22 protein-coding genes are annotated in these 23,289 nt (G+C 75.2%); 14 read left to right on the top strand and 8 right to left on the bottom strand.

Annotation, left to right across the window (positions count from 1 at the left end):
- Window positions 1-180 precede the first annotated feature (180 nt).
- Together AES38_RS00405 and AES38_RS00400 are read right to left on the bottom strand one after the other, a co-directional pair.
- Window positions 181-1,221, bottom strand: a complete 1,041-nt coding sequence (locus tag AES38_RS00405) for an amidohydrolase family protein (protein ID WP_053773305.1) — start codon at window positions 1,219-1,221, stop codon at window positions 181-183.
- The gene (locus AES38_RS00400) at window positions 1,218-2,309 is read right to left on the bottom strand and encodes a glycosyl hydrolase family 18 protein (RefSeq protein WP_280513968.1); all 1,092 of its coding nucleotides are present in this window, start codon (window positions 2,307-2,309) and stop codon (window positions 1,218-1,220) included. Before AES38_RS00400 ends, AES38_RS00405 begins: the two co-directional genes overlap by 4 nt.
- Window positions 2,310-2,561: 252 nt before the next feature.
- Between AES38_RS00400 and AES38_RS00395 the strand changes: the two genes are divergently transcribed.
- The 7 genes from AES38_RS00395 to AES38_RS00365 all read left to right on the top strand — a co-directional run bounded on the left by AES38_RS00395 (window position 2,562) and on the right by AES38_RS00365 (window position 8,491).
- Window positions 2,562-2,864 (top strand): hypothetical protein, encoded by a 303-nt coding sequence (locus AES38_RS00395; RefSeq protein WP_053775571.1) that lies wholly within the window; start codon window positions 2,562-2,564, stop codon window positions 2,862-2,864.
- A 118-nt stretch (window positions 2,865-2,982) separates the two neighbouring features.
- Window positions 2,983-4,011: a LacI family DNA-binding transcriptional regulator gene (locus tag AES38_RS00390; protein WP_053773304.1), complete on the top strand. Its 1,029-nt coding sequence runs from the start codon at window positions 2,983-2,985 to the stop codon at window positions 4,009-4,011.
- A 162-nt stretch (window positions 4,012-4,173) separates the two neighbouring features.
- Entirely contained in the window at window positions 4,174-4,908 is a 735-nt protein-coding gene (locus tag AES38_RS00385) for a 2'-5' RNA ligase family protein (protein ID WP_053773303.1), read from the top strand.
- Window positions 4,909-5,096: 188 nt separating this feature from the next.
- Window positions 5,097-6,617: a SulP family inorganic anion transporter gene (locus AES38_RS00380; RefSeq protein WP_053773302.1), complete on the top strand. Its 1,521-nt coding sequence runs from the start codon at window positions 5,097-5,099 to the stop codon at window positions 6,615-6,617.
- A 498-nt stretch (window positions 6,618-7,115) separates the two neighbouring features.
- Window positions 7,116-7,535, top strand: a complete 420-nt coding sequence (locus AES38_RS00375) for a BLUF domain-containing protein (RefSeq protein ID WP_053773301.1) — start codon at window positions 7,116-7,118, stop codon at window positions 7,533-7,535.
- 81 nt (window positions 7,536-7,616) lie between these two features.
- A complete protein-coding gene (locus AES38_RS00370; protein ID WP_053773300.1) occupies window positions 7,617-8,255 on the top strand; it encodes a hypothetical protein in 639 nt (212 codons plus the stop codon).
- Window positions 8,255-8,491 (top strand): helix-turn-helix domain-containing protein, encoded by a 237-nt coding sequence (locus tag AES38_RS00365; RefSeq protein WP_053773299.1) that lies wholly within the window; start codon window positions 8,255-8,257, stop codon window positions 8,489-8,491. The genes AES38_RS00370 and AES38_RS00365 overlap by 1 nt, the downstream gene beginning before the upstream one ends.
- 23 nt (window positions 8,492-8,514) lie before the next feature.
- On the opposite strand, the gene AES38_RS00360 is transcribed toward AES38_RS00365, so the two are convergent.
- From AES38_RS00360 to dnaK, 6 genes are all read right to left on the bottom strand, one after another.
- A complete protein-coding gene (locus AES38_RS00360) occupies window positions 8,515-8,955 on the bottom strand; it encodes a DUF1905 domain-containing protein (protein WP_053773298.1) in 441 nt (146 codons plus the stop codon).
- A 52-nt stretch (window positions 8,956-9,007) separates the two neighbouring features.
- A complete protein-coding gene (locus AES38_RS00355; protein WP_053773297.1) occupies window positions 9,008-10,210 on the bottom strand; it encodes a class I SAM-dependent methyltransferase in 1,203 nt (400 codons plus the stop codon).
- The gene (locus AES38_RS00350) at window positions 10,207-10,662 is read right to left on the bottom strand and encodes a heat shock protein transcriptional repressor HspR (protein WP_053775570.1); all 456 of its coding nucleotides are present in this window, start codon (window positions 10,660-10,662) and stop codon (window positions 10,207-10,209) included. Before AES38_RS00350 ends, AES38_RS00355 begins: the two co-directional genes overlap by 4 nt.
- A 19-nt stretch (window positions 10,663-10,681) precedes the next feature.
- Window positions 10,682-11,692 (bottom strand): DnaJ C-terminal domain-containing protein, encoded by a 1,011-nt coding sequence (locus tag AES38_RS00345; protein WP_053773296.1) that lies wholly within the window; start codon window positions 11,690-11,692, stop codon window positions 10,682-10,684.
- A 120-nt stretch (window positions 11,693-11,812) separates the two neighbouring features.
- Window positions 11,813-12,466: a nucleotide exchange factor GrpE gene (locus AES38_RS00340; RefSeq protein ID WP_053773295.1), complete on the bottom strand. Its 654-nt coding sequence runs from the start codon at window positions 12,464-12,466 to the stop codon at window positions 11,813-11,815.
- The gene (gene dnaK, locus AES38_RS00335; RefSeq protein ID WP_053773294.1) at window positions 12,463-14,334 is read right to left on the bottom strand and encodes a molecular chaperone DnaK; all 1,872 of its coding nucleotides are present in this window, start codon (window positions 14,332-14,334) and stop codon (window positions 12,463-12,465) included. Before dnaK ends, AES38_RS00340 begins: the two co-directional genes overlap by 4 nt.
- 404 nt (window positions 14,335-14,738) lie before the next feature.
- On the opposite strand from dnaK, the gene AES38_RS00330 reads away from it, so the two are divergent.
- The 7 genes from AES38_RS00330 (at window position 14,739) to AES38_RS00300 (ending at window position 23,246) form a co-directional block, all read left to right on the top strand.
- Window positions 14,739-18,146, top strand: a complete 3,408-nt coding sequence (locus AES38_RS00330; protein WP_053775569.1) for a CLIPPER-2 domain-containing protein — start codon at window positions 14,739-14,741, stop codon at window positions 18,144-18,146.
- Between the two features lie 149 nt (window positions 18,147-18,295).
- Window positions 18,296-18,994, top strand: a complete 699-nt coding sequence (locus AES38_RS00325) for a TasA family protein (RefSeq protein ID WP_053773293.1) — start codon at window positions 18,296-18,298, stop codon at window positions 18,992-18,994.
- 112 nt (window positions 18,995-19,106) lie between these two features.
- Entirely contained in the window at window positions 19,107-19,880 is a 774-nt protein-coding gene (locus AES38_RS00320) for a hypothetical protein (RefSeq protein WP_053773292.1), read from the top strand.
- Entirely contained in the window at window positions 19,877-20,479 is a 603-nt protein-coding gene (locus tag AES38_RS00315; protein ID WP_053773291.1) for a signal peptidase I, read from the top strand. Before AES38_RS00320 ends, AES38_RS00315 begins: the two co-directional genes overlap by 4 nt.
- Window positions 20,479-21,123 (top strand): hypothetical protein, encoded by a 645-nt coding sequence (locus AES38_RS00310; protein WP_053773290.1) that lies wholly within the window; start codon window positions 20,479-20,481, stop codon window positions 21,121-21,123. The genes AES38_RS00315 and AES38_RS00310 overlap by 1 nt, the downstream gene beginning before the upstream one ends.
- Window positions 21,124-21,251: 128 nt before the next feature.
- A complete protein-coding gene (locus tag AES38_RS00305; protein WP_053773289.1) occupies window positions 21,252-21,944 on the top strand; it encodes a hypothetical protein in 693 nt (230 codons plus the stop codon).
- Between the two features lie 330 nt (window positions 21,945-22,274).
- Entirely contained in the window at window positions 22,275-23,246 is a 972-nt protein-coding gene (locus tag AES38_RS00300) for a nuclear transport factor 2 family protein (protein ID WP_053773288.1), read from the top strand.
- The last annotated feature ends 43 nt before the right edge of the window (window positions 23,247-23,289 follow it).

Genomic DNA, 23,289 nt, shown 5'->3' with positions numbered 1-23,289 from the left:
CGCGGCTTCCCGCCGCGCGTCCCGGGGTCCAGGGGATGCCCCACCCTAGGCGCGCGCCCTGACCGGCGGCCGCGCGCGGGGCGCGGCGGGGCGCGGCGGGGGCGCGCGGGGCGTCGGCGGGGTCGGCGCCGGGCGTCAGCGGGGGCGGGCGCCGGGCGTCAGCGGGGGCGGCGCCGGGCGTCAGCGGAGGTCGGACGGGCCGAGCCGGTGCGCGCCGCCGAGCCACGCGAGCAGGTCGGCGGGAGTCGCGTCGGCGGCCGACGGCAGCGGCGCGGCGCTCATCAGGGCGTGCGCGATGACGCCCGGCGCGCTGCCCAGCACCGCGTCGAGGAGCGTCGCGCCCCGCAGCCCGACCTCGCCGAGCAGCTCCACCTCGCGCGCGTTCAGCCCCACGGGGAGGTCGCCGTTGCCGAGGTCGGTGCCGTACGCGATCCGGCCGCCGAGCGCCGCGTACCGGCGGGCGTTCCCGAGGGCCGTCGCGAGGTCGGCGCCGCCGTGGATCGCCAGGGTCGAGATCCAGAGCACGTCGCGCGTCGCCGACTCCCGCAGCGTCGCGTCGTCGAGCCGCTCGGTCCACGGCACGTGCACGAGCACGTCGGCGCCCGCGCGGATCGCCCGCCCGGCCTGCCCCGCGCCCTCCGCGTGCACGGCCGCGGGCAGCCCGGCCTCGTGCGCGGCGTCGACGAGCGCCGCCAGCACGTCGTCCGCGAGGAGCGGCCCGCCGTCGTGCAGCACGACCTTGACCACGCTGGATCCGCCCGCCCGGGCCGCCGCGACCGCGCCCGCCGCGTCATCCGCGCGGGCGACCTCGCGCACCGCGGCCGCCGGCGCCCACGCGCGATCGGACGGGTAACCGCCCACGGCGGTGTGGAACGGACCCGCGTACCGGACCGCCACGCCGGCCGGCGGACGCTCGGCGATGCGCGCGATGGCGACCGGATCCCAGCCGAGGTCGACGACCTCCGTGACGGGCGACCCGGCGAGCGCCGCGCGGTCGACGAGCCCGAGGTGCACGTGCCGGTCGACGACGCCGGCGCTGAGGCTCACGTCGAGCCGCCCGCGCACCGCGTCGGCGGGGTCGGCGAGCGCGACGCGACCGCCGGCGATGCGCACGGCGACGTCCCGGTGGATCCGCGCGAACCGCGCCTCGCGCACCCGCCAGACCCCGTCGGGCACGGCGCCGCCCGGCACGGCGCCGCCCGGCACGGCGCCACCCGTCATCGCGTCAGCGGATCCGACAGCCCGAGCGACCACACGGCCACGCCGCCCAGCCCCAGCTGCCGGGCGAGCGCCACGCGCGCGTCGTACGAGCGCGCGTCCGACCACCACACGACCGTGCCGTCGCGCAGCGTGGCGCGCCACTCCTGCTGCGGCACGCTCCACACGGGCTTCGCCCTCTGCGCCGCCACGAGGTCGCGCGCGCCCTGGTCGGAGAGCTGGCGGCCCTCGCCCGTGCGCGGCCAGGTGTAGCCGTATCCGGCGATCCCGAGCTGGATCCGCGCGGCCGGCACGGCCTTCCGCACGGGCGCGAGCACGGCCTTCACCCACGGCATGCCGCCCACCGGCCCGGCCCCGGACCACGTGGGCCCGTGCTGGTCGTACGCCATGAGCACCACGTGGTCGGCGGCGCGGCCGAGCGCCGGGAGGTCGTAGCCGAGCGGACGGTAGTCGCCCGTGGTCGCCATGAGGCAGACGGAGACGCTGCGGTCGGATCCGAGCGCCGCCTCCAGGCCCGACACGAGCCGCGTGAGGCCGGCAGGGTGCGCGCCCGACAGGCTCTCGAGGTCGACCGTGATCCCGTCCCAGCCGCGCGTGGACACCTCGGCGGCCAGCTGCCGCACGACCCGGTCGACGTTCGCCGTGGATCCGAGCAGCGCGTCCGAGATGCCGGTCGAGAAGTCGCCGAGCGCCTCGTCGTAGTTGCCCACGAGCAGCTCCACCCGCTCGCCGCGCGCGTGCGCCTGGCCGAGGAGCCGGATGGCCTCGGGCGAGGGAGCGGAGACGGCACGGCCGTCCGTCGTGACGTTGACGCCGTCGACGACGACCGAGGTGAGGGCCGCGGCGCTCGCGTCCAGGCGCGACACCGGGGTGGATCCGCCCTCCGCGTACCCCACGACGTCGAACGGCGCGGCCGCGGCGGCGGGCAGCGACCCGACGACGACGGCCAGCACGGCGGCCGTGCCGACGGCGAGCGAGACGAGGCGGCGGGTGCGTCCCCGGCGGCGCCCGCGGCCGTGATGCCCTCGGCCGTGATGCCCGCTGCCGTCGCGAAGGGGGGAGCGGCGGCGGTCGGGGCGCGGGGAGGTCATGGGCCGAGCGTATGCCGCGCCGGGGACGGCGCGGCCGGGGACGGGCCGTCGCGGCGAGGTCCGTCCCGGACGCGGCATGTGCAGGACGCGCGCCGCCGGATCCGCCGCGCCCGTAGCCTCGAGGCCCTCCCGTCCGAGCCGCCCGCCCGCACCGTCCCGAGGTCCCATGCCGCACGCACCGCATCCGCGCACGCCGGCCGCCGCACCCCGCGCGCGCCGCCGCCCGGATCCCCGCAGCGGGGGAGGCGCCCCGTGCTGAGCAGCCCGGACCGCGACGACGACCTCCTGCGGGAGCGCCTCCGCGAGCTCCACGACGTGTGGCCGGGCGACCCGGCCGACGACGACCCGCTGCGCGAGGCCCGCCGCGCCGCGGGGGCCACGGACGCGGGCGGTGCGCGCTCCCCGCTCCCCCGATCCCCGCTCCGGGCCTCGTGCCGCGCGATCCTCGACCGCCTCGGCGCGAGCGCCACGGGCCTGCCGCTGCCGCCCGTCGCGCCCGCCCCCGGCACCACCGGCGACGCCCATGCCGAGGACGACCCGCGGGATCCCCGGTAGCCGTCCACCCGCACGCCGGCCTCCCGCGTCGCTACCGTGTACCCGTGACCCCCGTCGCCCCGTCGAGCGCACCCGCCGCGCCGCCCGCGCCCGTCCCGCCGACCCCGCGGATCCGCGCATGAGCCGCCCCGGCGCCGCCCCCACCATCCACGACGTCGCCGCCCGCGCGGGCGTCTCGAAGTCCGTCGTCTCGCGCGCGCTCTCGGGCGCGCCGGGCGTCGCCGCCGCCACGCAGCGCACGGTCCGCGAGGCCGCCGCCGAGCTCGGCTACGTGGCCAACGCCCACGCCCGCGGCATGTCCGCGCACCGCACGCACACGCTCGGGGTGCTCGTGCGCGACGCGTCCACCCCCTTCTACGGCCACCTGCTCACGGCCCTCCAGCAGCGCGCGTCCGAGCGCGGCTACCGGGTCGTGACGGCGACCGGCTTCGGGTCCTTCGACGTCGCGGAGGAGCGCAAGGCCCTCGAGACGCTCGTCTCGCTCCAGGTCGAGGGGCTCATCGTGTGCAGCGGGGCGCTCCCGGTGGACGACATCCTCCCGTCGGCGCAGCGGATCCCCACGGTGGTCGCGGGCCGACCCGAGGTGGACGCGTCGCTCAGCAGCGTCTACTGCGACGAGACCACGGGCGGCCACGGCCTCGCCGAGCACGTGGCGGCGCTCGGCCACCGTCGCGTCGCCGTCGTCACGCTGACCCCCGCCCTCTCGCTCACGATCTCCGCCCGCACCTTCGCGATGCTCGACCGCCTGCGCGAGCTCGGCCTCGACGTCGTGCACGTGCGCGGCGAGGAGCACGCCGACGGGCACATCGACGGCGCGGACGAGGTGGCCCAGGCGATCGTGGACGCGGGCGGCGTCACGGCGGTCATGGCGCCGAGCGACACGTGGGCGCTCGCGATCCTCGACGGCCTCGGCCGCCGCGGCGTGCGCGCGCCCGACGACGTCTCCATCACCGGATACGACGGCCTCCCGCCCTTCACGAGCGAGCTCCTCGGCTTCACCTCGTGGCGCCAGCCGATCCCCGTCATCGGCGCCCTCGCGGTGGACGCCGTGGTCGACCGCATCGACGGCACCGTCAGCGGCACCCGTCACACCGCGGTCGACGGCGAGCTGATCCCGGGCCGCACGGCCGTCCCCCTGCGCGCCTGACCCGGCGGGATCCACCCCGAGGCGCCCGCAGCGCGCGCCGCCACCCTCCGTCCACCCGTCGTTCACCGCGCGGCCGTCCTCGCCCGGCGCGCGTGTGCCACGGTGGTCGTCGCATCGCAGGGAACGTTCCCTTCCCCCGCCCGACGCCCTGGAGGACTCCGCATGGACCACGACGACCCCGCCGCCTACGCCCTGGCCGCCCCCGACATCGCACCCGCGTCGGCCGGCCGGATCGCCGGCCCCAGCCACCCCTCCGCGCTCCCCCGCGACGACAGCGACCCGTACCGCTACGGGATCTTCCTCCGGCCGGACGCGCGCACCTGCCGGGCCGTGACGGTCGTCACCGACCAGCTCCGCGCCCAGTACGGCATCGTCTCGGCGGGGGCCTTCCCGCCGCACGCGACGCTCATCGGCAGCCAGCCGCTCGGGCGCGACGAGGACCTCGTGATCGACGCGGTCACCGAGCTCCTCGCCGACCGCCCCGCCTTCCCGGTGCACAACGCCGGCGTCCGCGAGCAGGGCTTCGGCTACGTCTACGACGTCGACCGCCGCCCCGACGGATCCCAGAACGCCGACCTCCTCGCGCTCGCAGCCGACATCGACCGCGTCGTCGCGCCCTTCCGCCGCACCATGCGCTCGCCCGAGCTGCACGAGTTCGACCCCGCGCGGTTCCGCGCGCACCTCTCCCTCGCCTCGCACGACCTGACCGTGCGCCCCGACCTGCACGACGAGGTCGGCGCCTTCATCCGCGAGCTCGACGAGCCCGTGCCCGCCGGCTTCGTGGGCGACACCGTCGTGATGTACCGCACGGCCAGCCCCGACTGGTCGGGACGCTGGTGGACCACCCTCACCTGGGAGCACGTGCGCACCTGGACCCTCGGCGGCGCCCCGCGCTGACCCCCGGCTGGACACGGACCCTCACGCGGCGTTAGGGTCGGCGACGGAGGCACCCTCACGCGACGTGAGGGTCATCCCGAGCCGCTCGGCTCCCCCACCCTTCCCGCGTCCGGCCCGATGCCGCGCGCGTCCGGCGCGCCGTCGCGCCGTCCCACCGCGGGCCCCGCCCGCCTCTCCCGAGGAGTCCCATGACCCGGACCGCCCCTGCCCCGGCCCCCGCGCCGGCGCGCACCAGCCCCACCGTCCTCCAGGCGCTGAAGGACCCGCGCCTGCTCACCCGCGAGACGCTCGCCGGCCTCGTCGTCGCCCTCGCGCTCATCCCCGAGGCCATCTCGTTCTCGATCATCGCGGGCGTGGATCCGCAGGTCGGCCTCTTCTCCGCCTTCGTGATGGCGGTGGTCATCTCCGTCGTCGGCGGGCGCGCGGCCATGATCACGGGCGCGACCGGAGCCATCGCGCTCGTCATCGCGCCGGTGATGCGCGACCACGGCCTCGACTTCCTCATCGCCACCGTGATCCTCGGCGGCCTCATCCAGCTCGCCCTCGGCGCGCTCGGCGCCGCCAGGCTCATGCGCTTCATCCCCCGCTCGGTGATGGTCGGCTTCGTGAACGCGCTGGCGATCCTCATCTTCGCCGCGCAGCTCCCGCACCTGATCGGGGCGCCGTGGATGGTGTGGCCGATCGTCGCGGTGGGCATCGCGATCATGGCGCTGCTGCCGCGCCTCACCCGCGTGATCCCGGCGCCGCTCGTCGCGATCGTCGTGCTCACGCTCGTGACCGTGCTCGCGGCCGTCGCCGTGCCGACCGTGGGCGACGAGGGCACGCTGCCCGACAGCCTGCCCACGCTCTTCGTCCCGCAGGTGCCCCTCACGCTCGAGACGCTCGGCATCATCGCGCCGTACGCCATCGCGATGGCCGTGGTCGGCCTGCTCGAGTCGCTCATGACCGCGAAGCTCGTCGACGAGGTCACCGGCACCCGCTCCCGCAAGACCCGCGAGGCGCTCGGCCAGGGCATCGCCAACGTCGCCTCCGGGTTCGCGGGCGGCATGGGCGGCTGCGCGATGATCGGCCAGACGATGATCAACGTGAAGGCGTCCGGCGCCCGCACGCGCATCTCCACCTTCCTGGCGGGCGTCTTCCTGCTCGTGCTGGTGGTGGGCCTCGGCGACGTCGTGTCGGTGATCCCCATGGCCGCGCTCGTCGCCGTGATGGTGATGGTGGCGGTCGGCACCTTCGACTGGCACAGCGTCCGACCGGCGACGCTCCGGCGGATGCCGGTCGGCGAGACGGTCGTGATGGTCGCCACCGTCGTGGTCGTCGTCGCGACGGACAACCTGGCCATCGGCGTGGTGGTCGGCGTGATCGCCGCGATGGTGGTCTTCGCCCGCCGCGTCTCCGGCTTCACGAGCGTCACGCGCACGCTCGAGGCCGACGCCGACGGCGAGCGCGCGCTCTACGCCGTCGACGGCGAGCTCTTCTTCGCCTCGAGCGACGACCTCACCACCCGGTTCGAGTACGCCGACGACCCGCGTCGCGTGGTCATCGACCTGAGCCGGTCGCACGTGTGGGACGCCTCCACGGTCGCCGCGCTCGACGCCATCGAGACGCGGTACCGGGCGCACGGCACGACGGTCGAGATCCGGGGCATGAACGCGGCGAGCAGCGCGATCCACGGCCGCCTCGCCGGGCGCCTCGGCGACGCGCACTGACGCCGCGGCACCCCGCGGACGTCCGCGGACGTCCGCGGATGGCCGCGGATGTCCGCGGAGCGACGTGTCCGGGGATCCACCGGATGCACCCCGATCGCCCCGGATCCGCACCAGCACGCGGCAGTCGCCCCTCCGCCGCCCTCGGATCCCGACCTCTCGCGTGATCGGTCCCCCAAAATGAGGACAGACGTCGTAGAGTGCTTCGCAGCACAGCGGATTCCCCCGATGCCGCCGTGCGAATGGATACCCGAGGAGCGCCCCGCCGCATCCCCCCGCCAAGCGGGGCAGCTCATCAGATCCCTCCGCGGACCGACCCGAACGGACGCGGCAGCAGCAGGAGCCCGGCGCGCACCGTACCCGCGAGCGCGCCGGGCTCTTGCCCTCCCTTCGCCCGCACCCGCGTCCGCGCCTGTCCGACCCGAGGCCGCGCAGGCCCCGCCCCTCCCGAAGCGGGCCGCGACGCGCGAAGATGGGAGGACGGCCTGAGGGGGACCCACCATGCGCACGACCGTCTACACGAGCACCGCCACGCGGCACCTGACCGACGACGACCTCGCGGACCTGCTCCGCCAGTGCGTCCGGAACAACGACAGGACCGGTCTGAGCGGCCTCCTGCTGCATCGCGACGGCCGCTTCATGCAGGTGCTCGAGGGCCCGGACGACGCGGTGGAGGCCGTCTTCGCGACCATCGCGGCGGACGACCGCCACACCGACGTCCGGCTGCTGCTCGACGAGCAGATCCCCGCGCGCCAGTTCCCGGGCTGGTCGATGGGCTTCCGCACGGTCGACGACGCGACCGTCCGCGAGCTCCACGGCTACGACGACTTCCTCGACAAGCCGGCGTCCGCGGCCGCCCGACCCGACGCCCCGTCGCGCGCCCGCTGGCTCCTGGAGTGGTTCCGCACCCACCCGGCGTGATCGGCACGGCCCTCGACACGGAGCCCGGCCGCGTGCGAACATATCGACATTCGTTGTAACGATCATCGATAGGACGTCAGCATGAGCACCGCACCCCTCGCCGGAACCGGCGGCTCCACGCGCGTCACCCGCGGGATCCTCCGGGCCGCCCTCGTCCTCGCCGCGGTCGTCGCACTCCTGGTCACCGCGGCTGCCGTGCTCAGCGCCGTCGAGACCATCCGCACGGGCGTCGTGCGGACGTCCCTCGAGATGCGCGGATCCCTGCCGGCCGAGGCCGACGCCGGGCCGGCCGAGCTGCGCTCCGGCGCCTACCGGACGGCCGAGGTGGCGGTGGGCGAGCTGCCGGGCGGCATCGTCGTCATGCACGTGATCCGCATCGCGCTCGACGCCGCGGTCGGCGTCGCGCTCGCGGGCACCGTCGCGATCATCGCCCGTCGGCTGCTCCGGCCGGATCCGCTCGCCCGACGCCTCAGCCTCGTGGTCACGCTCGCGGGCGGCACGGTGATGATCGCGGCGCTGCTCTCCCTCGGCGTCCGCACGGGCGTGGCGTGGATGGTCGGCGAGGCGCTCAACGACCCGGCCGCGGGGCTCGACGGATTCTGGCCCGCGGTCGCGGAGGTCGACCTGTCCACCATCGCGCTCGGCTTCGCCCTGATGATCGTGGGCCTCGTCGTCGAGCACGGCGAGCGCCTGCAGCGCGACACCCGCGGGCTGGTCTGATGGCCGGCGACGACGACGGCCCCACCGGGGTGCACTGCCGGCTCGACGAGCTGCTGGCCGCCCGGGGCATGACGCTCACCCGGCTGAGCGCGATCGTGGGGGTGAGCCAGGTGAACCTGTCGGTGCTGAAGAACGACCGGGCCCGGGCGATCCGCTACTCGACGCTCGTGGCGGTCTGCCGCGCGCTCGAGTGCGAGGTCGGCGACCTGCTGGTGCTGGATCCGCCGACGTCGTGACGCGCGGCCCGGCCGTCGTCGGGTCAGCCGCGCAGCGCCGCGAGCGCCTTCTCGACGCGGCGCTGGCGGGTCTCGTCCGTCTTGGCCTCGCCGATCGGATCCACGAGGGCGCGCTGCCGGCTCGACGAGAGCGCGCGGAACGCCTCCGCGAGCGCGGGCTCCGCGGCGAACGCGGCCGCGACCTCGTCCGGGATCACGGCCTCACGGGGCTGCTCGTCGAGCACGATGGTCACCTCCACCTCGTCGTCGGCGGCGACGCCCGACGCGGCGCGATGCGCGGCGCTGAGCGGGATCAGGGCCTGCCCGCCCATCGCGCCGACGCTCGTGCGGTACGTGTGGCCCGCGACGGTGACGACGACGGCGGGGCGCTTCCCCGCCCCCAGCTCCGCGAGGGCCTCCGGGGGCACCGGGAGGCCGGTCGCGTTGACGCGGGCCTGCAGGACGCGGGTGCGGAAGGTGGGCATGGCGGCTCCTCGGTGAGCGGGCGCGGCTCGGGCGGCCGCGGTGGTCCCGAGGCTAGGCCCGGGGGTCCGGCGTCGTCGAGACGGCGACCGTGAACTTCGCGTTCCGACCCGCCTCCCGCGTGGGGCCCACGATGCGGGTCAGCTGCGGCCGGTAGCCGAGCGGGCTGTTGTAGACGGTCCAGAGCTGGCCGCCCGGGCGGAGCATGCGCGCGGCCGCGGCGAACAGGCGCGGCGCGAGGCCCGCGTGCACGGTGGCCCCGGTGTGGAACGGCGGGTTGAGGAGCACGAGGTCGGCGGATCCGTCGGGCACCGTGGATCCCGCGTCGTCGCGCACCACGGTCACCCGCTCCGCGACCCCGTTCGCGGCGACGGTCGCGCGCGCCGAGTCGACGGCCGCCCACGACTGGTCGGTCGCGACGACGCGCAGGTCCGGCCGGGCGAGCGCGACGGCGGACGCGATGACGCCGGTGCCGCAGCCCAGGTCGACCGCGACACGGGTGTCGGCGGGCAGGTCCGGCAGGAAGGAGAGGAGGAAGCGCGTGCCGATGTCGACCTTGGAGCCCGCGAAGGCGGCGCCGTGCGCGCGCACCTCGAGGCCGAGGTCGGGGTGGGACTCGCGGCGCGGGTACCCGTCCACGGCGGCGTCCCTGGCGGGTCCGCGGGCCACGAGGATCCGCGACTTCTGCCGCGCGAGCGTCGCGTGGACGTCGGCGAAGCGCCGCCGGAGGACGTCCGTCATGGCGGGCGTCATGTGCTTGATCCGGCCGCCGGCGAGCACGGTCACCTCGTCGGCGGCGGCCCGCGCGACCACGCCGGCCCACTCGTCGAGGGCGTCGAGGCTGCGCGGCAGGCGCGCCAGCACCACTCGGGCGCCGTCGGCGAGGGCGTCGTCGAGCCCGAGGTGGGCGATCTCCGCCGTCTCGCCGACGAGCTCGGCGTTGAGGTCGAGCGCCGTCTCGGACGCGAGCGCGTCCTGGTGCACGCGGAGGCGGAGCGGATCCACGGCCCCGGCACGACGGAGCGCGGCGGCCGCGCCCAGGGCGAGCGCGCCGTAGGCGTCGCCGATCACGACGAGCTCCTCGGGCCGCACGGGGCGGCCGGCGGCGGCCTCCGCGGCGAGCAGCGCGACGAGCTCGTCGAGGAGCAGGCGGTCGGCCGCGTCGACCGCGAAGAGGTTCTCGGCCTCGACGTCGGGCCGGCGTCGGAGCGCGCCCAGGTCGAGGAGGTCGTCGGCGGTGTCGGGGGCGTCGCTCACCGCGCGCCGCGCCCGCCGCGGTCGGCCTCGCCGTCCGGCATGGTGAGCGCCGCGCGGTACAGCACGACCTCGGTCGGCCGGGACGGCCGCACGCCCGCGCGCAGCGACACCACGTCGCCGTCACCGCGGGCCGCGAACACGCGGCGGCCGGGTCGGGAGAGCAGCTCGTCGGCGAGGGCCGACTCGAGCTGCCGCACGCGCCCGCGGAGCTCGGACACCTGGTTCTCGAGCTCGAGGATCCGCGCGATGCCCTCGAGGCTCACGCCCTCCGCGCCCAGCCGGGCGACCTCCCGCAGCTGCACGATGTCGCGCATCGAGTAGCGGCGGGAGCGCCCGGCCGTGCGGGTGGGCGACACGAGCCCGAGGCGGTCGTACTGCCGGAGCGTCTGCGGGTGCATGCCCGACAGCTCGGCCGCCACGGAGATGACGAAGACGGGGGCGTCCTCGTCCATCGTGTCGCGGGGGTCCACGTCAGCTCCTGGCCCGCTCGATGAGCTCGCGACGCGGGTCCTCGGCGGGTCCCGAGCTCGCGAACGCGTCGAGCGCCACGCGCTGCGCGTCGGTGAGGCGGGACGGCACCGCGACCTCGATGCGCGCGAGCAGGTCGCCCGTGCCCTTCGCGGTCGTGACGCCGCGGCCCTTGACGCGGAGCACCTTGCCGCTCGACGTGCCGGGCGAGACCTTCAGCCGCACCGGGTCGCCGCCGAGCGTGGGCACCTCGATGGTCGCGCCGAGCGCAGCCTCGGGGAACGTGACGGGCACGTTGACCCGGAGGTTCAGCCCGTCGCGCTCGAACACGGGGTGCGGGCGCACGTGCACGGTGAGGATGATGTCCCCGGACGCGCCGCCGTCACCGGACGGCTCGCCCTTGCCGGAGAGGCGGATCTTCTGCCCGTCCGAGACCCCGGCCGGCACGCGCACCGTGAGGGGGCGGCCGTCGGAGTCCTGCAGGCGCACGACGTCGCCCTGCACCGCGGTGAGGAAGTCGATCGTGGTGGACGCCGTGACGTCGCGCCCCTTGGTGGGAGCGCCGTAGCCCCGGTAACCGCCGGTCGACTGGCCGAAGCCGCCGTTGCCGAACATGCCGCCGAGGATGTCCTCGAACCCGCCCTGGCTGTACTGCGGCTGGCCGGATCCGAACCCGGCGCGACGCCCGCGGCCGCCGGCCTGCTGGCCGAACATGCCGCCGAACACGTCCTCGAACCCGCCGCCCTGCGCGCCGGCGCCGGGGGCGCTGAAGCGGGCCCCGGATCCCATCGCGCGCATCTGGTCGTACTCGCGGCGCTGCTCCTTGTCGGACAGCACGGCGTTGGCCTCGCTGATCTCCTTGAAGCGCGCCTCCGCCGACGGATCCGGGTTGCTGTCCGGGTGGTACTGCCGGGCGAGCTTGCGGTAGGCCTTCTTCAGGTCGGCCTCCGAGACGTCCTTGGACACTCCGAGGACCTTGTAGAAGTCCTTGTCGAACCAGTCCTGGCTGGCCATCAGACGCCTCCCTTCTTCTTCGTCTCGTGGTGGGGGCCGCACGACCCGGTCCGGGCGCCCGCGCGTGCGGACGCCCGGACCGGGGTGGGTGCAGCCGGATCGATGCTGCGGTTGATGGCGCTACTCCGGCTTGTCGACGACGACCTTCGCGGCCCGCAGCAGCGTCTCGCCGATGTAGTAGCCACTCTCGACGACGTCCGCCACGGTGTCCACCTGGACCTCGGGGTTCGGCTTCTGGAAGATCGCCTCGTGCACCTGCGGGTCGAAGGCGTCGCCGACGGCGCCGACCTTGACCAGCCCGATGCGCTCCACGTTCGTGCGCAGCTTGGCGACGATCGCGGTGAGCGGTCCACCCTCCGCGAGGTCGCCGTGCTTCTCGGCGCGGTCGAGGTCGTCGAGCACCGGGAGTATGCCCTTGACCACGTCGCCGACCGCGCGCTGGCGCTCGATCTCGCGGTTGGCCTCGGTGCGCTTGCGGTAGTTGGCGTACTCGGCGGTGACGCGCTTCAGGTCCGCGAGGTGCTCGGAGTCGCCCTCGACGGGCTCGTTCCGGGTCTTCTCGATGAGGTCCTGCAGCTCCTCGTCCATGGGGTCGGTCGTCTCGACGTCGGGGCCCTCGGCCTCGACGAACGCGCCGTCCTCGCCGGGGACGGAGGCCGCGTCAGCCGCCTGGTCCGCCGTGGCGTCAGGCCCGGCCGGGGACGCGGGGGCCGACTGCTCGGCTCCCTCGTCCTCGGGCACGCGGCCCTCGCCGTTCGCGGTGTCCTCGGTCATCGGTCGCTCTTCTTGTCCTGCTCGTCCTCGTCCACGACCTCGGCGTCGACGATGTCCTCGTCGTCCTTCTTCGCCTCGGGCGCGCCCTCGGGGGTCTCGCCCGCGGCCTGCTCCTGCTGGCCCTGCGCGTAGATGGCCTCGCCGAGCTTGGTCTGGCTCGCGGAGAGCTTGTCGAACGCGGTCTTGACCGCGGCCTCGTCGTCGCCGGCGAGGGCGCTCTTCAGGCCGTCGACGTCGCCCTGGACCTCGGACTTGACGTCCTCGGGGAGCTTGTCGTCGTTCTCCTTGATGAGCTTGTCGATCGAGTAGGCGAGCTGCTCCGCGTTGTTGCGGACCTCGGCCTGCTCGCGGCGCGTCTTGTCCTCCGCCGCGTGCTCCTCGGCCTCGCGCACCATGCGCTCGATGTCCTCCTTCGCGAGCGAGGATCCGCCCGTGATGGTCATCGACTGCTCCTTGCCGGTGCCCTTGTCCTTCGCGGACACGTGCACGATGCCGTTGGCGTCGATGTCGAAGGTGACCTCGACCTGCGGGATCCCGCGGGGCGCCGGCGCGATGCCGGTGAGCTCGAAGGTGCCGAGGTTCTTGTTGTCGCGGGTGAACTCGCGCTCGCCCTGGAAGACCTGGATCGCCACGGACGGCTGGTTGTCGTCGGCCGTGGTGAAGGTCTCGCTGCGCTTGGTCGGGATGGCCGTGTTGCGCTCGATGAGCTTGGTCATGATGCCGCCCTTGGTCTCGATGCCGAGGCTCAGGGGGGTGACGTCGATGAGCAGGACGTCCTTGCGCTCGCCCTTCAGCACGCCGGCCTGGAGCGCGGCGCCGACGGCGACGACCTCGTCCGGGTTTACGCCCTTGTTGGGCTCCTTGCCGCCCGTGAGCTTCTTCACGAGCTCGACGACGGCGGGCATGCGGGTGGATCCGCCGACGAGGACCACGTGGGCCACGTCGCCGACCGAGACGCCGGCCTCGCGGATGACGTCCTCGAAGGGCTTGCGGGTGCGCTCGAGCAGGTCGCTCGTGAGCTCCTCGAACTTGGCGCGGGTCAGCGTCTCGTCGAGGTTGGCCGGGCCGTTCTCCGTGAGGGAGAGGTAGGGCAGCTGGATGCTCGTGCTGGTGGAGGAGCTGAGCTCCTTCTTCGCCTGCTCCGCGGCCTCCTTGAGGCGCTGCTTGGCGATCTTGTCGTTCGAGACGTCGACGCCCGTCGACTCCTTGAAGCGCTTGACGAGGTGGTCGACGATGCGCTGGTCCCAGTCGTCGCCGCCGAGGCGGTTGTCGCCCGCGGTGGAGCGGACCTGGATGGTGCTGAAGTCGTCGTCCTTGCCCACCTCGAGGAGGGAGACGTCGAACGTGCCGCCGCCGAGGTCGAAGACGAGGATGAGCTCGTCCTCCTTGCCCCGGTCGAGGCCGTAGGCGAGGGCGGCCGCGGTGGGCTCGTTGATGATGCGGAGCACGTTGAGGCCCGCGATCTCGCCGGCCTCCTTCGTGGCCTGGCGCTCGGCGTCGTTGAAGTACGCGGGGACGGTGATGACCGCGTCGGTGACCGAGTCGCCCAGGTACTGCTCGGCGTCGCGCTTGAGCTTGCCGAGGATGCGGGCCGACAGCTCCTGCGAGGTGTACTTCTTGTCGTCGATGCCGACGGTCCAGTCGGTGCCCATGTGGCGCTTGACCGACGAGATGGTGCGGTCGACGTTGGTGACGTTCTGGCGCTTGGCGGTCTCGCCGACCAGCACCTCGCCGTCCTTGGTGAACGCGACGACGGACGGCGTGGTGCGCGCGCCCTCGGCGTTGGCGATGACGGTGGGCTCCCCGCCCTCCAGGACCGAGACCACCGAGTTGGTGGTACCCAGGTCGATTCCTACTGCACGAGCCATGGGGTGTTCTCCTTCTGTTGCCGCAGGCCCCGGATCACGGGGTCGCTTCGTGTGGTGACGCGGGTGTCCCGCGGAGTCTCGCTCGCGGTGCCGCTTCGTCAGCGGCGTGCTACTTGAGCCGCGATGACTCAACTCTACCCACGCGTCGCCGAGCGTCAAGTCGAGGACGCCGGAGTTGAGCGATGTCGGCTCAACTCACAGGATCCGGGGCCCGCCGAGGCCCCCGGGCGCGTGCGTTGTGCCCCGCCCGGGGGCCCGGAGGAGCGGGACGGGGGCTACTGGTTCACCTAGATCGCTACTGGGTCCCTTTTCCCCGGTGGATCGGGGCATTTAGCGTTGCCGACGCGAGGCCGGGGGGCCTCTCCGCGCCCTTCCGGGGACGCGATCTCCAGGGGGTGGTCGAGGTGGTGGGTACGCGTGCGCGCCATGCCGCCGAGCCGCGCCCGGACGTCGCCGGAGCCCGCTCCCGGCCCGGGATCCGCCGGCTCGCCGCGCTCGTCGCCGCTGCCGTCGGCGCCGCGCTCCTCGTGACCCTGCCCGCGCAGACCGCGACCGCGGCGTCGCAGCTCATCACCGAGTCGTTCACCGGGACGAGCGTCGCCGACCCCGCGTGGAAGCCGCTCGGCAGCGCCTGCCTCACGCGCGCCACGTCGGCGCCGGGGAGCGGCAGCTCCACCCTGGGCGTCTGCGGGTCCCGCACCCAGGCGCCGCCCGCGAGCTCCACCCCGGGTGCGCTCCAGCTCACCGACAACCGCGCCAGCGCGGTCGGCGGCGTCGTCTACGACAACGCGATCCCGGCCAGCGGCGGCCTCGACATCAAGTTCGACCAGTACCAGTACGGCACCTCCTCCGGCGGCGCCGACGGCATCGGCTTCTTCCTCACCGACGGATCCGTGCCGCTCACCGCGGCGGGCCCGTCCGGCGGATCCCTCGGCTACGCCCAGACCACGACCGCGCCGGGCGTCGCGGGCGGCTACCTCGGCGTCGGCCTCGACGCGTTCGGCAACTTCTCGAACCCCACCGAGGGGCGCGGCACGGGCTGCACCACGCCGAGCGCCGGCGTCGGCCAGCGTCCGAACGCCATCGCGCTGCGCGGTCCCGGCCAGGGCCTGACGGGGTACTGCTACCTCACCGGCGCATCGCCGGCGTCGAGCCTCCGCTCGACCACGACGCTGAGCACGCCGACCGCCGACCTCGGCCGGACCATCCGCATCACGGTCTCGCCCGCGCGGCTCCCCGTCGTCACCGTGTACGTGGGCGCGACGGCCGGTGCGTCCACCGCCTCGCTCACGCAGGTCGTGCAGTACACGATGACGACCCCGGCCCCCGCCTCCTACAAGCTCGGCTACCTCGCCTCGACGGGATCCTTCACGGACACGCACCTGATCCGCGAGGTGAGCGTCTCGAGCGTCAACGACCTGTCGCAGCTCACCCTGGTGAAGCAGGTCGACCGGACGAACCCGCAGCCGGCGGCGTACGCCGAGGGGCAGACGATCCCCTACCAGTTCGTGATCACCAACGCCGGGGGGCTGACGCTCTCGGGCCTGACCGTGAACGACCCCCTGGTCTCGTCGGTCTCCTGCCCCGGGAGCCTGCTCGGGACGGGGCTCTTCCTCGGCGGCGCGTCGGTGACCTGCTCGGGGGTCCACGTCGTGACGCCCGCGGAGGCGGTGGCCGGGACGCTCACGAACACCGCGACCGCTCGGGCCGTCAACACCGTGCTCTTCGGCGTGAACAGCAACTCGAGCTCCGTCACGGTGCCGATGGTGACGCCCGCGCCCGCGCTCGCCCTCACCAAGAGCGGCGCGCTCACGGACTCCAACGGCAACGGCCGGGCGGACGTCGGCGAGCGGATCGCGTACTCCTTCGTGGCGCGGAACGCCGGGAACGTGTCGCTGCGGCAGGTGGCGGTGGCGGATCCGCGCGTGACCGGCATCAGCCCCGCCTCCGTCACCCTCGCGCCGGGTGCGTCGCAGACCTTCACGTCCACCGCGTACACCGTGACCCAGGCCGACGTGGACGCCGCGACGCCGCTCGTGAACACCGCCACCGTCTCCGGCCAGACGTTCGCCGGCGTGGCCGCCCCGACCGCGAGCTCCTCGACGAGCACGCCGGTCAACGGGTCCGCGGCCCTCACCCTCACCAAGGGCGCGACGCTCACGGGCGGGTCGACGCCGGGCGCCACGGTCGCGTACACGTTCTCCGTCAGGAACACCGGCACGGTACCGCTCACGGGCGTCGCGGTCACGGATCCGCTGCCCGGGCTCTCGACCCTCTCCTACGTCTGGCCCGGCACCGCCGGGACCCTGGGCGTCGGCCAGACCGCCACGGCGACCGCCAGCTACACGGTGCGGCAGGCCGACGTCGACGCCGGCCAGGTCGCGAACACCGCGACCGCGCGCGGCGCGAGCTCCGGCGGCGTGGTGGCGCAGGCGACCGCGAGCGCCACCGTCCCGCTCGCCCGCACCGCGACGATGGACCTCCAGAAGACCGCGACGCCCGGCAACGTGCCGGCGGCGGGCGGCGTCGTGACGTACGCGTTCCGGCTGCAGAACACCGGGACGACGTCGCTCACGGGCGTCTCCATCGCGGACCCGCGCGCGGGCGTCTCGGCCCTCGCCTACACGTGGCCCGGGACCGCGGGCGCCCTCGCGCCCGGCCAGGTCGTCACCGCGTCCGCCACGTACACGGTGACGGCCGCGGACGTGGCCGCCGGATCCATCGTCAACACCGCGACGGCCACCGCGACCGCCCCGACCGGCGTCATCACGCGCACGGCGACGGCGACCGTGCTCGCCGTGCCGGACCCGCTGCCGGACGCCGCGACGACGCCGCAGGGCGTGCCCGTCGTGATCGACGTGCTCGCGAACGACGGCCCCGCCGCGACGGGCGCGACCCTCAGCCGCGCCCAGCTCGCGGCGACGCCCGCGCTCGTGGGCGGCGCCTCGGGCCCCGCGCCCGCGTCGCCGACGTCCGGCAGCGCCACGTGCGTCGCGAGCGGCACCGAGCGGGGGCGCTGCACCTACCGGTCGGCCGCCGGGTTCACGGGCGTCGACGTCTTCGACTACGCGCTGCAGAGCGGCGCCGGCACCTGGAACGTGCGGGTCACCGTCACGGTCACGCCCCTGAACCGCGCGCCCGTCGCGCGGGCCGACCGGCTGGTCGCGACGGTCGGCGGGCCCGACGTCACGGTCGACCCCCGGGCCAACGACACCGACGTGGACGGCGACGCGCTGGCCATCACGGTCGCCACGCCGCCGGCCGGGCTCCCCGGCACGCTCTCCTGCTCGGCCGTCCTCTGCACGTACCGGCCGCCGGCCTCGGGGGCGACGGGATCCTTCGCGGTCGCCTACTCGATCACCGACCGACCGGCCGCACCCGGATCCGGCGCCACCGCGTCCTCCACCCTCACGGTGTTCCTGGATCCCGCACCGCTCGCGGCCCGCGGCTTCACGCACCGGGACGACGCGACGCTCGGCGCCTCCACCGGCACCTGGACCTCGACGACGACCGTCACGTCCGCCGCCGCGAGCTGCGTCGCCGGCCGCCCCGTCACCGCCGTCGCCTGGACCGCGGTCCCCGGCGCCACGGACCTCCTCGTCGAGCGCCGGGTCGCGGGAAGCACGCCCGGGGCCTGGATCACGGTCGCCCGCCTCGGCGGAACCGCGACGGGCTTCTCGGACGACCGGCTCGGCGAGTCCCGCTCCTACCAGTGGCGCGTCCGGCCCGACCTGCACCGCTGGGTCGGCGTCGCCAGCGCCCCGTCCTCCGCGGTCGCCCAGCCGGCGGCCGTCTCCGCGACGGGCTGCTGATGCCCGCCCCTCGACCCCCCGACCCGCATCCGCCCCCGGGAGAGCCCGCCCGCACCGACCCCACCGACCACCACCGCAGCACCAGCACCAGCACCAGCAGCACGGCCCGCGCGCATCGCGCATCACGACACCGATCGAGAGGAACCACCATGAGCACCACCGCCACCACCCCGCGTCGCCGCCCCTGGAAGAAGATCGTCGCCACCGGCGCGGTCCTCGCGGTCGGCACCATCGTCGCCGGCGGCGCGTACGCCATCTTCACCGACTCCGACACCGCGAACCTCGCGGTCGACGCCGGCCAGCTGGACATCGAGCTGGCCAGCGGCGACTACACGGTCGCGGACATCGCGCCCGGCGACACCGTCCAGCGGCAGATCCTGCTCTCGCTGCCGAACGCCACCAACGACGGGAACCTGATCCAGTCGGTGAACTTCGCCTACGCCGTCGCCGGCCAGTCGGCGGGGACGGACGACACGAACCTCCCGGGCGCCGGCGAGTCGCTCGTCACGGGCGCGGACGGCCTGACCTACAGCCTCCAGACGTGCTCCGGCGCCTGGACGACCGCGGCCGCGGGCGGCGTGGGCCCGTACACGTGCAGCGGCACCACGACCGTCACCGGGACCGGCTCGCTCGCGTCCCTCACGGGCGCGGGCACGTCGTTCACGCCGGCCCAGTTCGGCCTCACGCCGAGCGCCGACGGGACCTTCCCGACGGACACGGCCGACGTGTCGCTCGACACCCTCATGGTGCTGCAGCTGCCCACCACTGCGGACAACGACTACGAGAACGCGAGCGTCGACCTCACGTTCACGGCGTCCGCCATCCAGCGCGCCGGCGTCCAGCGCTGATCGCGCTCGATCGGGTCCCGGCACGCGCCGGGGCCCGGTCGGCCCGCATCCGACCCGCACGCGAGCACGACCCGTGCACCACCCCGCAGCACCCGCCCCGGAGGACCCGACCATGCGCGCACACCGCGGACCCGGCACCGTCGCCGCCGTCGCGCTGTGCCTCGCGCTGGCCGCCGCCGGCCCCGCCGCCGCGACCCCGGGCGGACCCGCGACCCCGGCCGACGGCGGCTCCCTCGAGGTCCGCGAGCTGACCGGCTCCGCCATCCCGCTCGACGACCTGGCACCCGGCGACACCGTCGACTGGGCCGCCGAGGTCACCAACGTCTCCGCCGCCGGATCCCCGCTCTCCGTGCGCCTCGACTCCATGCGCAGCATGGCGCTCACGGGCGATGCCCTGGGCGGCGTCCAGCTCTCCGTCCGCCTCTGCGAGGAGGGCTTCGTGACCCTCGCCCCGCCCATGCGCTGCCGCGGCACCGTCGAGCCCCTCGGATCCGGCCCCGCGGCCACCCTCCAGAGCGTCGTCACGCGCACCCCGCTCGGCGCGGGCGAGACCGTCGGCATCGCCGTGCGCGTGCGCTTCCCCGCCGAGGCCGACAACCGGATGGAGAGGACCGCCGGCCTCCTGAGCATCGGCTTCGCCCTCGTGGACGGCCCGGGGACCGGGGCGGGCGCGGCACCCGGCACCGGCGCCGGCAGCGGCAGCGGCGCCGGCTCCGAGCCCACGGGATCCGCGCCCGCCGCCGGATCCGCGCGCGACCTCCTCCCCGTGACCGGCCGCGACATCGCGTCGGCCGTCGTCGGCGCCCTGCTGGCGCTCCTCGGCGGCGCGCTCCTCGTCCGCTCCTCCCGACGCCGCCGCCGCCGCGCACCCGGGACGGCCTCGTGAGCCGCCGCGCCGGGCGGCCGACCCGCCGCGGCCCGCTCCGACGGACCCTCGGCGTGCTGGGCGGCCTGGCCACGGCCCTCGTCGCGGTGGCCGTCGTGGCGGTCGTCGCCCTCTCCGCCCTCGGGATCACGCGCGTCGTCCCGGTCCTGTCGAACTCGATGGCGCCCGGCATGCCGGTGGGCTCGCTCGCGATCACGGCGCCCACCGCGCGCACCGACGTGGCGGTCGGCGACGTGGTCGTGTTCACGGCGCCCGTCGGCCCGCGCGTGCGCGTGATCCACCGCGTCACCCGCGTCTTCGGCCCCGAGGACGCCGCCCTGCTGGAGGGCTGGTCCCCCGACCGCCTGGCCATGCAGACCAAGGGCGACAACAACCCGGCGGGCGATCCGTGGATCGTCACCATCGGCGACGACGCGGTCTGGGAGCGGACCTCGGTGGTCCCCCTGCTCGGCTGGCCGTTCGTCTGGCTGGGCGACCCGCTCGTCCGGATGATCGCATTCGGCATCGTCGGCGCGGGCGCCATGGGCTGGGTGCTCTCCCTCATCTGGCGGCGCCCGGAGCAGCCGGTCGCCGCGATCCCCGCGGGCGGGACGCCCTGATGCCGCGCCATCGCGCCGCGCCGCCCGCGCCCGCCGCCCCCGCGCCCCACGGACGCCGCGCCGCCCGTCCTCCCGCGCGCCGCGCCCGCCCCCTCCTCATCCCGGCGCTCGCCCTGGCCCTCGTCCTCGCGGGCGCCGGCACCGCCGCGGCCGTGCTCGCCGACCGCGCCTCCTCCCGCGTGACGGTGCGCGCGGGCGCCGTGGAGCTCGACTGGGGCGGCGGGGGCGCCGATCAGCTCGCCGTGCCCGTGGCCGGCCTCCGCCCGGGCGAGTCCACGGTGCGGCTCGTGGACCTCGCGAACACCGGCACGGTCGCCGCCTCCGAGCTCACGGTGACGCTGGGCGGCACGGCCGTGTCCAGCACGTCCGACGGCCTCCAGGTCGCGCTCGACCGCTGCCCGGTCGCGTGGACGGGAGCCCCGGGGACGGCCGTGTGCGCGGGCACGATCACGCCGGTCGTCGCCGACCGGCCGGCCGCGGGGCGGGTCGCGCTGCCCGGGTCCCCCGCCCTCGCCGTCCGCGGCCTCGACCACCTCCGCGTCACCGTGCGGCTCGCCGCGTCCGCGCCGCCGACGGCGCAGGGCGTCACGGGATCGGTGACCCTGCGGGTCGACGGCGTCCAGCGGCCCGGCACGCAGCGCTGATCGCCAGGCCGGCGGGCTACCGGGATCACGAAAGCATCACGGGACCCATCCGCCTGGCGAGGGGTGCCGAAGGACCTTGCGACTCCAACCGGCGACCACGTCGGCCGCCTCGAATCGAAGGAACGATCATGCGCAACCTCACCAAGTCCGTCTTCGGCCTCGCCACCGCCGGCTTCCTCGTCGTCGGCCTCGCCGCGTGCTCCACGCCCGCCGAGACCCCCTCGTCCTCCTCCTCCGCCGCGCCGTCCGCGTCCGCGACGACCGAGGCGAACCCCACGCCCCTCGCGACGATCCCGACCCTGACCGGCGTCGACACCAAGGTCACCCTCGACAGCGGCTTCACCGGCGCCCTCACCACCCTGGGCCTCACCCCCGGCGTGATCGGCGGCGCGACCCTCGACGGCGCCACCGGCACCCTCGCGTTCCCCATCACCGGCGGCAACGTGAAGTACTTCGACCCCGAGCAGTCCTACCGCCCCTACGTCCAGGGCGAGATCGACCACGCCGGCTCCGGCATCAGCCTCACCGCCGGCTCCACCGTCGTGAAGCTCACCGACTTCGTCATCGACCCCGGCACCAGCCGCCTCACCGGCTCGGTCCAGGTCGGCGACGGCGAGGTCATGAAGGACGTCTACATCTTCAACCTCGACGGCACGACCCTGAAGCCCCTCCAGATGGAGGGCGACAACGCCGTCCTCGAGGGCACCACCGTCAAGGTCAGCCCCGACGCCGCCGCCCTGCTGAACAGCACCTTCGGCACCGACGCCGTCACCGACCAGCTCGTCGTCGGCATCGCCAAGATCACCGTCAACACCAAGTAGCACCCACCCGGGGCTCGGCCCCCGGCGCAGCACGACGAACGGCCCGGCCCACGATGCCGGGCCGTTCGTCGTGCGCCCGGCGGATGCGGACGCCGCACCCCGCACCCCGCACGCAGGGAAGCCCCCTCGCATGCGCGGCGAGGGGGCCCCTGCCGGGCGACTCGGGTCCCGGTGCACGGACTTCGGAACGGAGCGGCGATCCGGCGGGCCGGCTGTCCGCCCACGGCCCGCCCCTCCTCGGCGCAGGCGCGCACCCATAACAGGAGATCCCGATCAGCGCGCCATCCATGCACATCGGAGCTTCCCAGCCACCACCCCCATCGTGGATGCATGAGCATTCAACGAACTCCCGTGTCCCTGCTCGCGCGCGGCACCGCCGCGCTCGCCGGCATCGTCGTCCTCGCCGGCTGCCAGGCCGCCGGCTCCTCCCCGGCCTCCGCCGATCCCGCCACCGACGCCTCCCCCGTCGTCGCCACCACGTCCGCCGACTCCGGCGGGGCCAAGGGCGACCGCGCCGACTCCGCGAAGGAGTCCGCCAACGCGGACGCCGTGTCGAAGCTGATCGCCGACGCCTTCCCCGACCCGACCAGCGAGGCGGCGCAGTCCGCCGTCATCGCGGCCGTCGCCCCCGACGCCAGCTCGCACGGCTCGAAGGCGGGCCCCGGCGGCCTCCTCGACCAGTTCACCCAGGCGCACGCCCGCATCCCCGGCGCGAAGGCGGTCGTCAAGCACATCGGCGCCGACGGCGACCTCGTGGCCGTGCACTGGCAGATCACGGCGGACCCCGCCGACGAGCGGAGCGGAGAGGCGGCCGTCGACGTCTTCCGCTTCGCGCCGAACGGCCAGGTCAACGAGCACTGGTCGTTCGACCAGCCGGTCGCGCAGGGGACGCCCGCCAGCGGCAACACCAACACCATGTTCAGCGACCTGTACCAGGGCTCGGCCGGCGAGCCGGCGCCCACCGAGCAGCAGGAGGAGGCGAACCGGCAGCTGGCCGTGGGCGCCTACGACACCCTCTTCCGGGATCACGACGCGAGCGTGCTCGACCGCTCGTTCGACCCGGCCTACCTCCAGCACAACACGGTCGCCGCGAACGGCACGGCCGCGCTGAAGGCGTTCTTCTCCGGCGGCGCGCAGTTCCCGGCGCAGCAGTCCGTGGTCTCGATCGCGGACGGCGACCTGGTCTGGATCCTGTCGCAGCCCGTCGGCGCGAAGGCGGACGACCCCTACGTCGCCGCCGACATCTTCCGGGTGCACGACGGCCTCATCCGCGAGCACTGGGACGTGGTGCCCGCGAGCTGATCCGCGGCACGACGCACGACGACGGGACGGCCGGACGGCCGTC

It is taken from the genome of Clavibacter capsici (genome assembly GCF_001280205.1).
In the GTDB taxonomy this organism is placed as follows: Bacteria; Actinomycetota; Actinomycetes; order Actinomycetales; family Microbacteriaceae; genus Clavibacter; species Clavibacter capsici.
The sequence above is the reverse complement of the archived record's forward strand: the minus strand, read 5'-3'. Positions and strand labels throughout refer to the sequence as shown.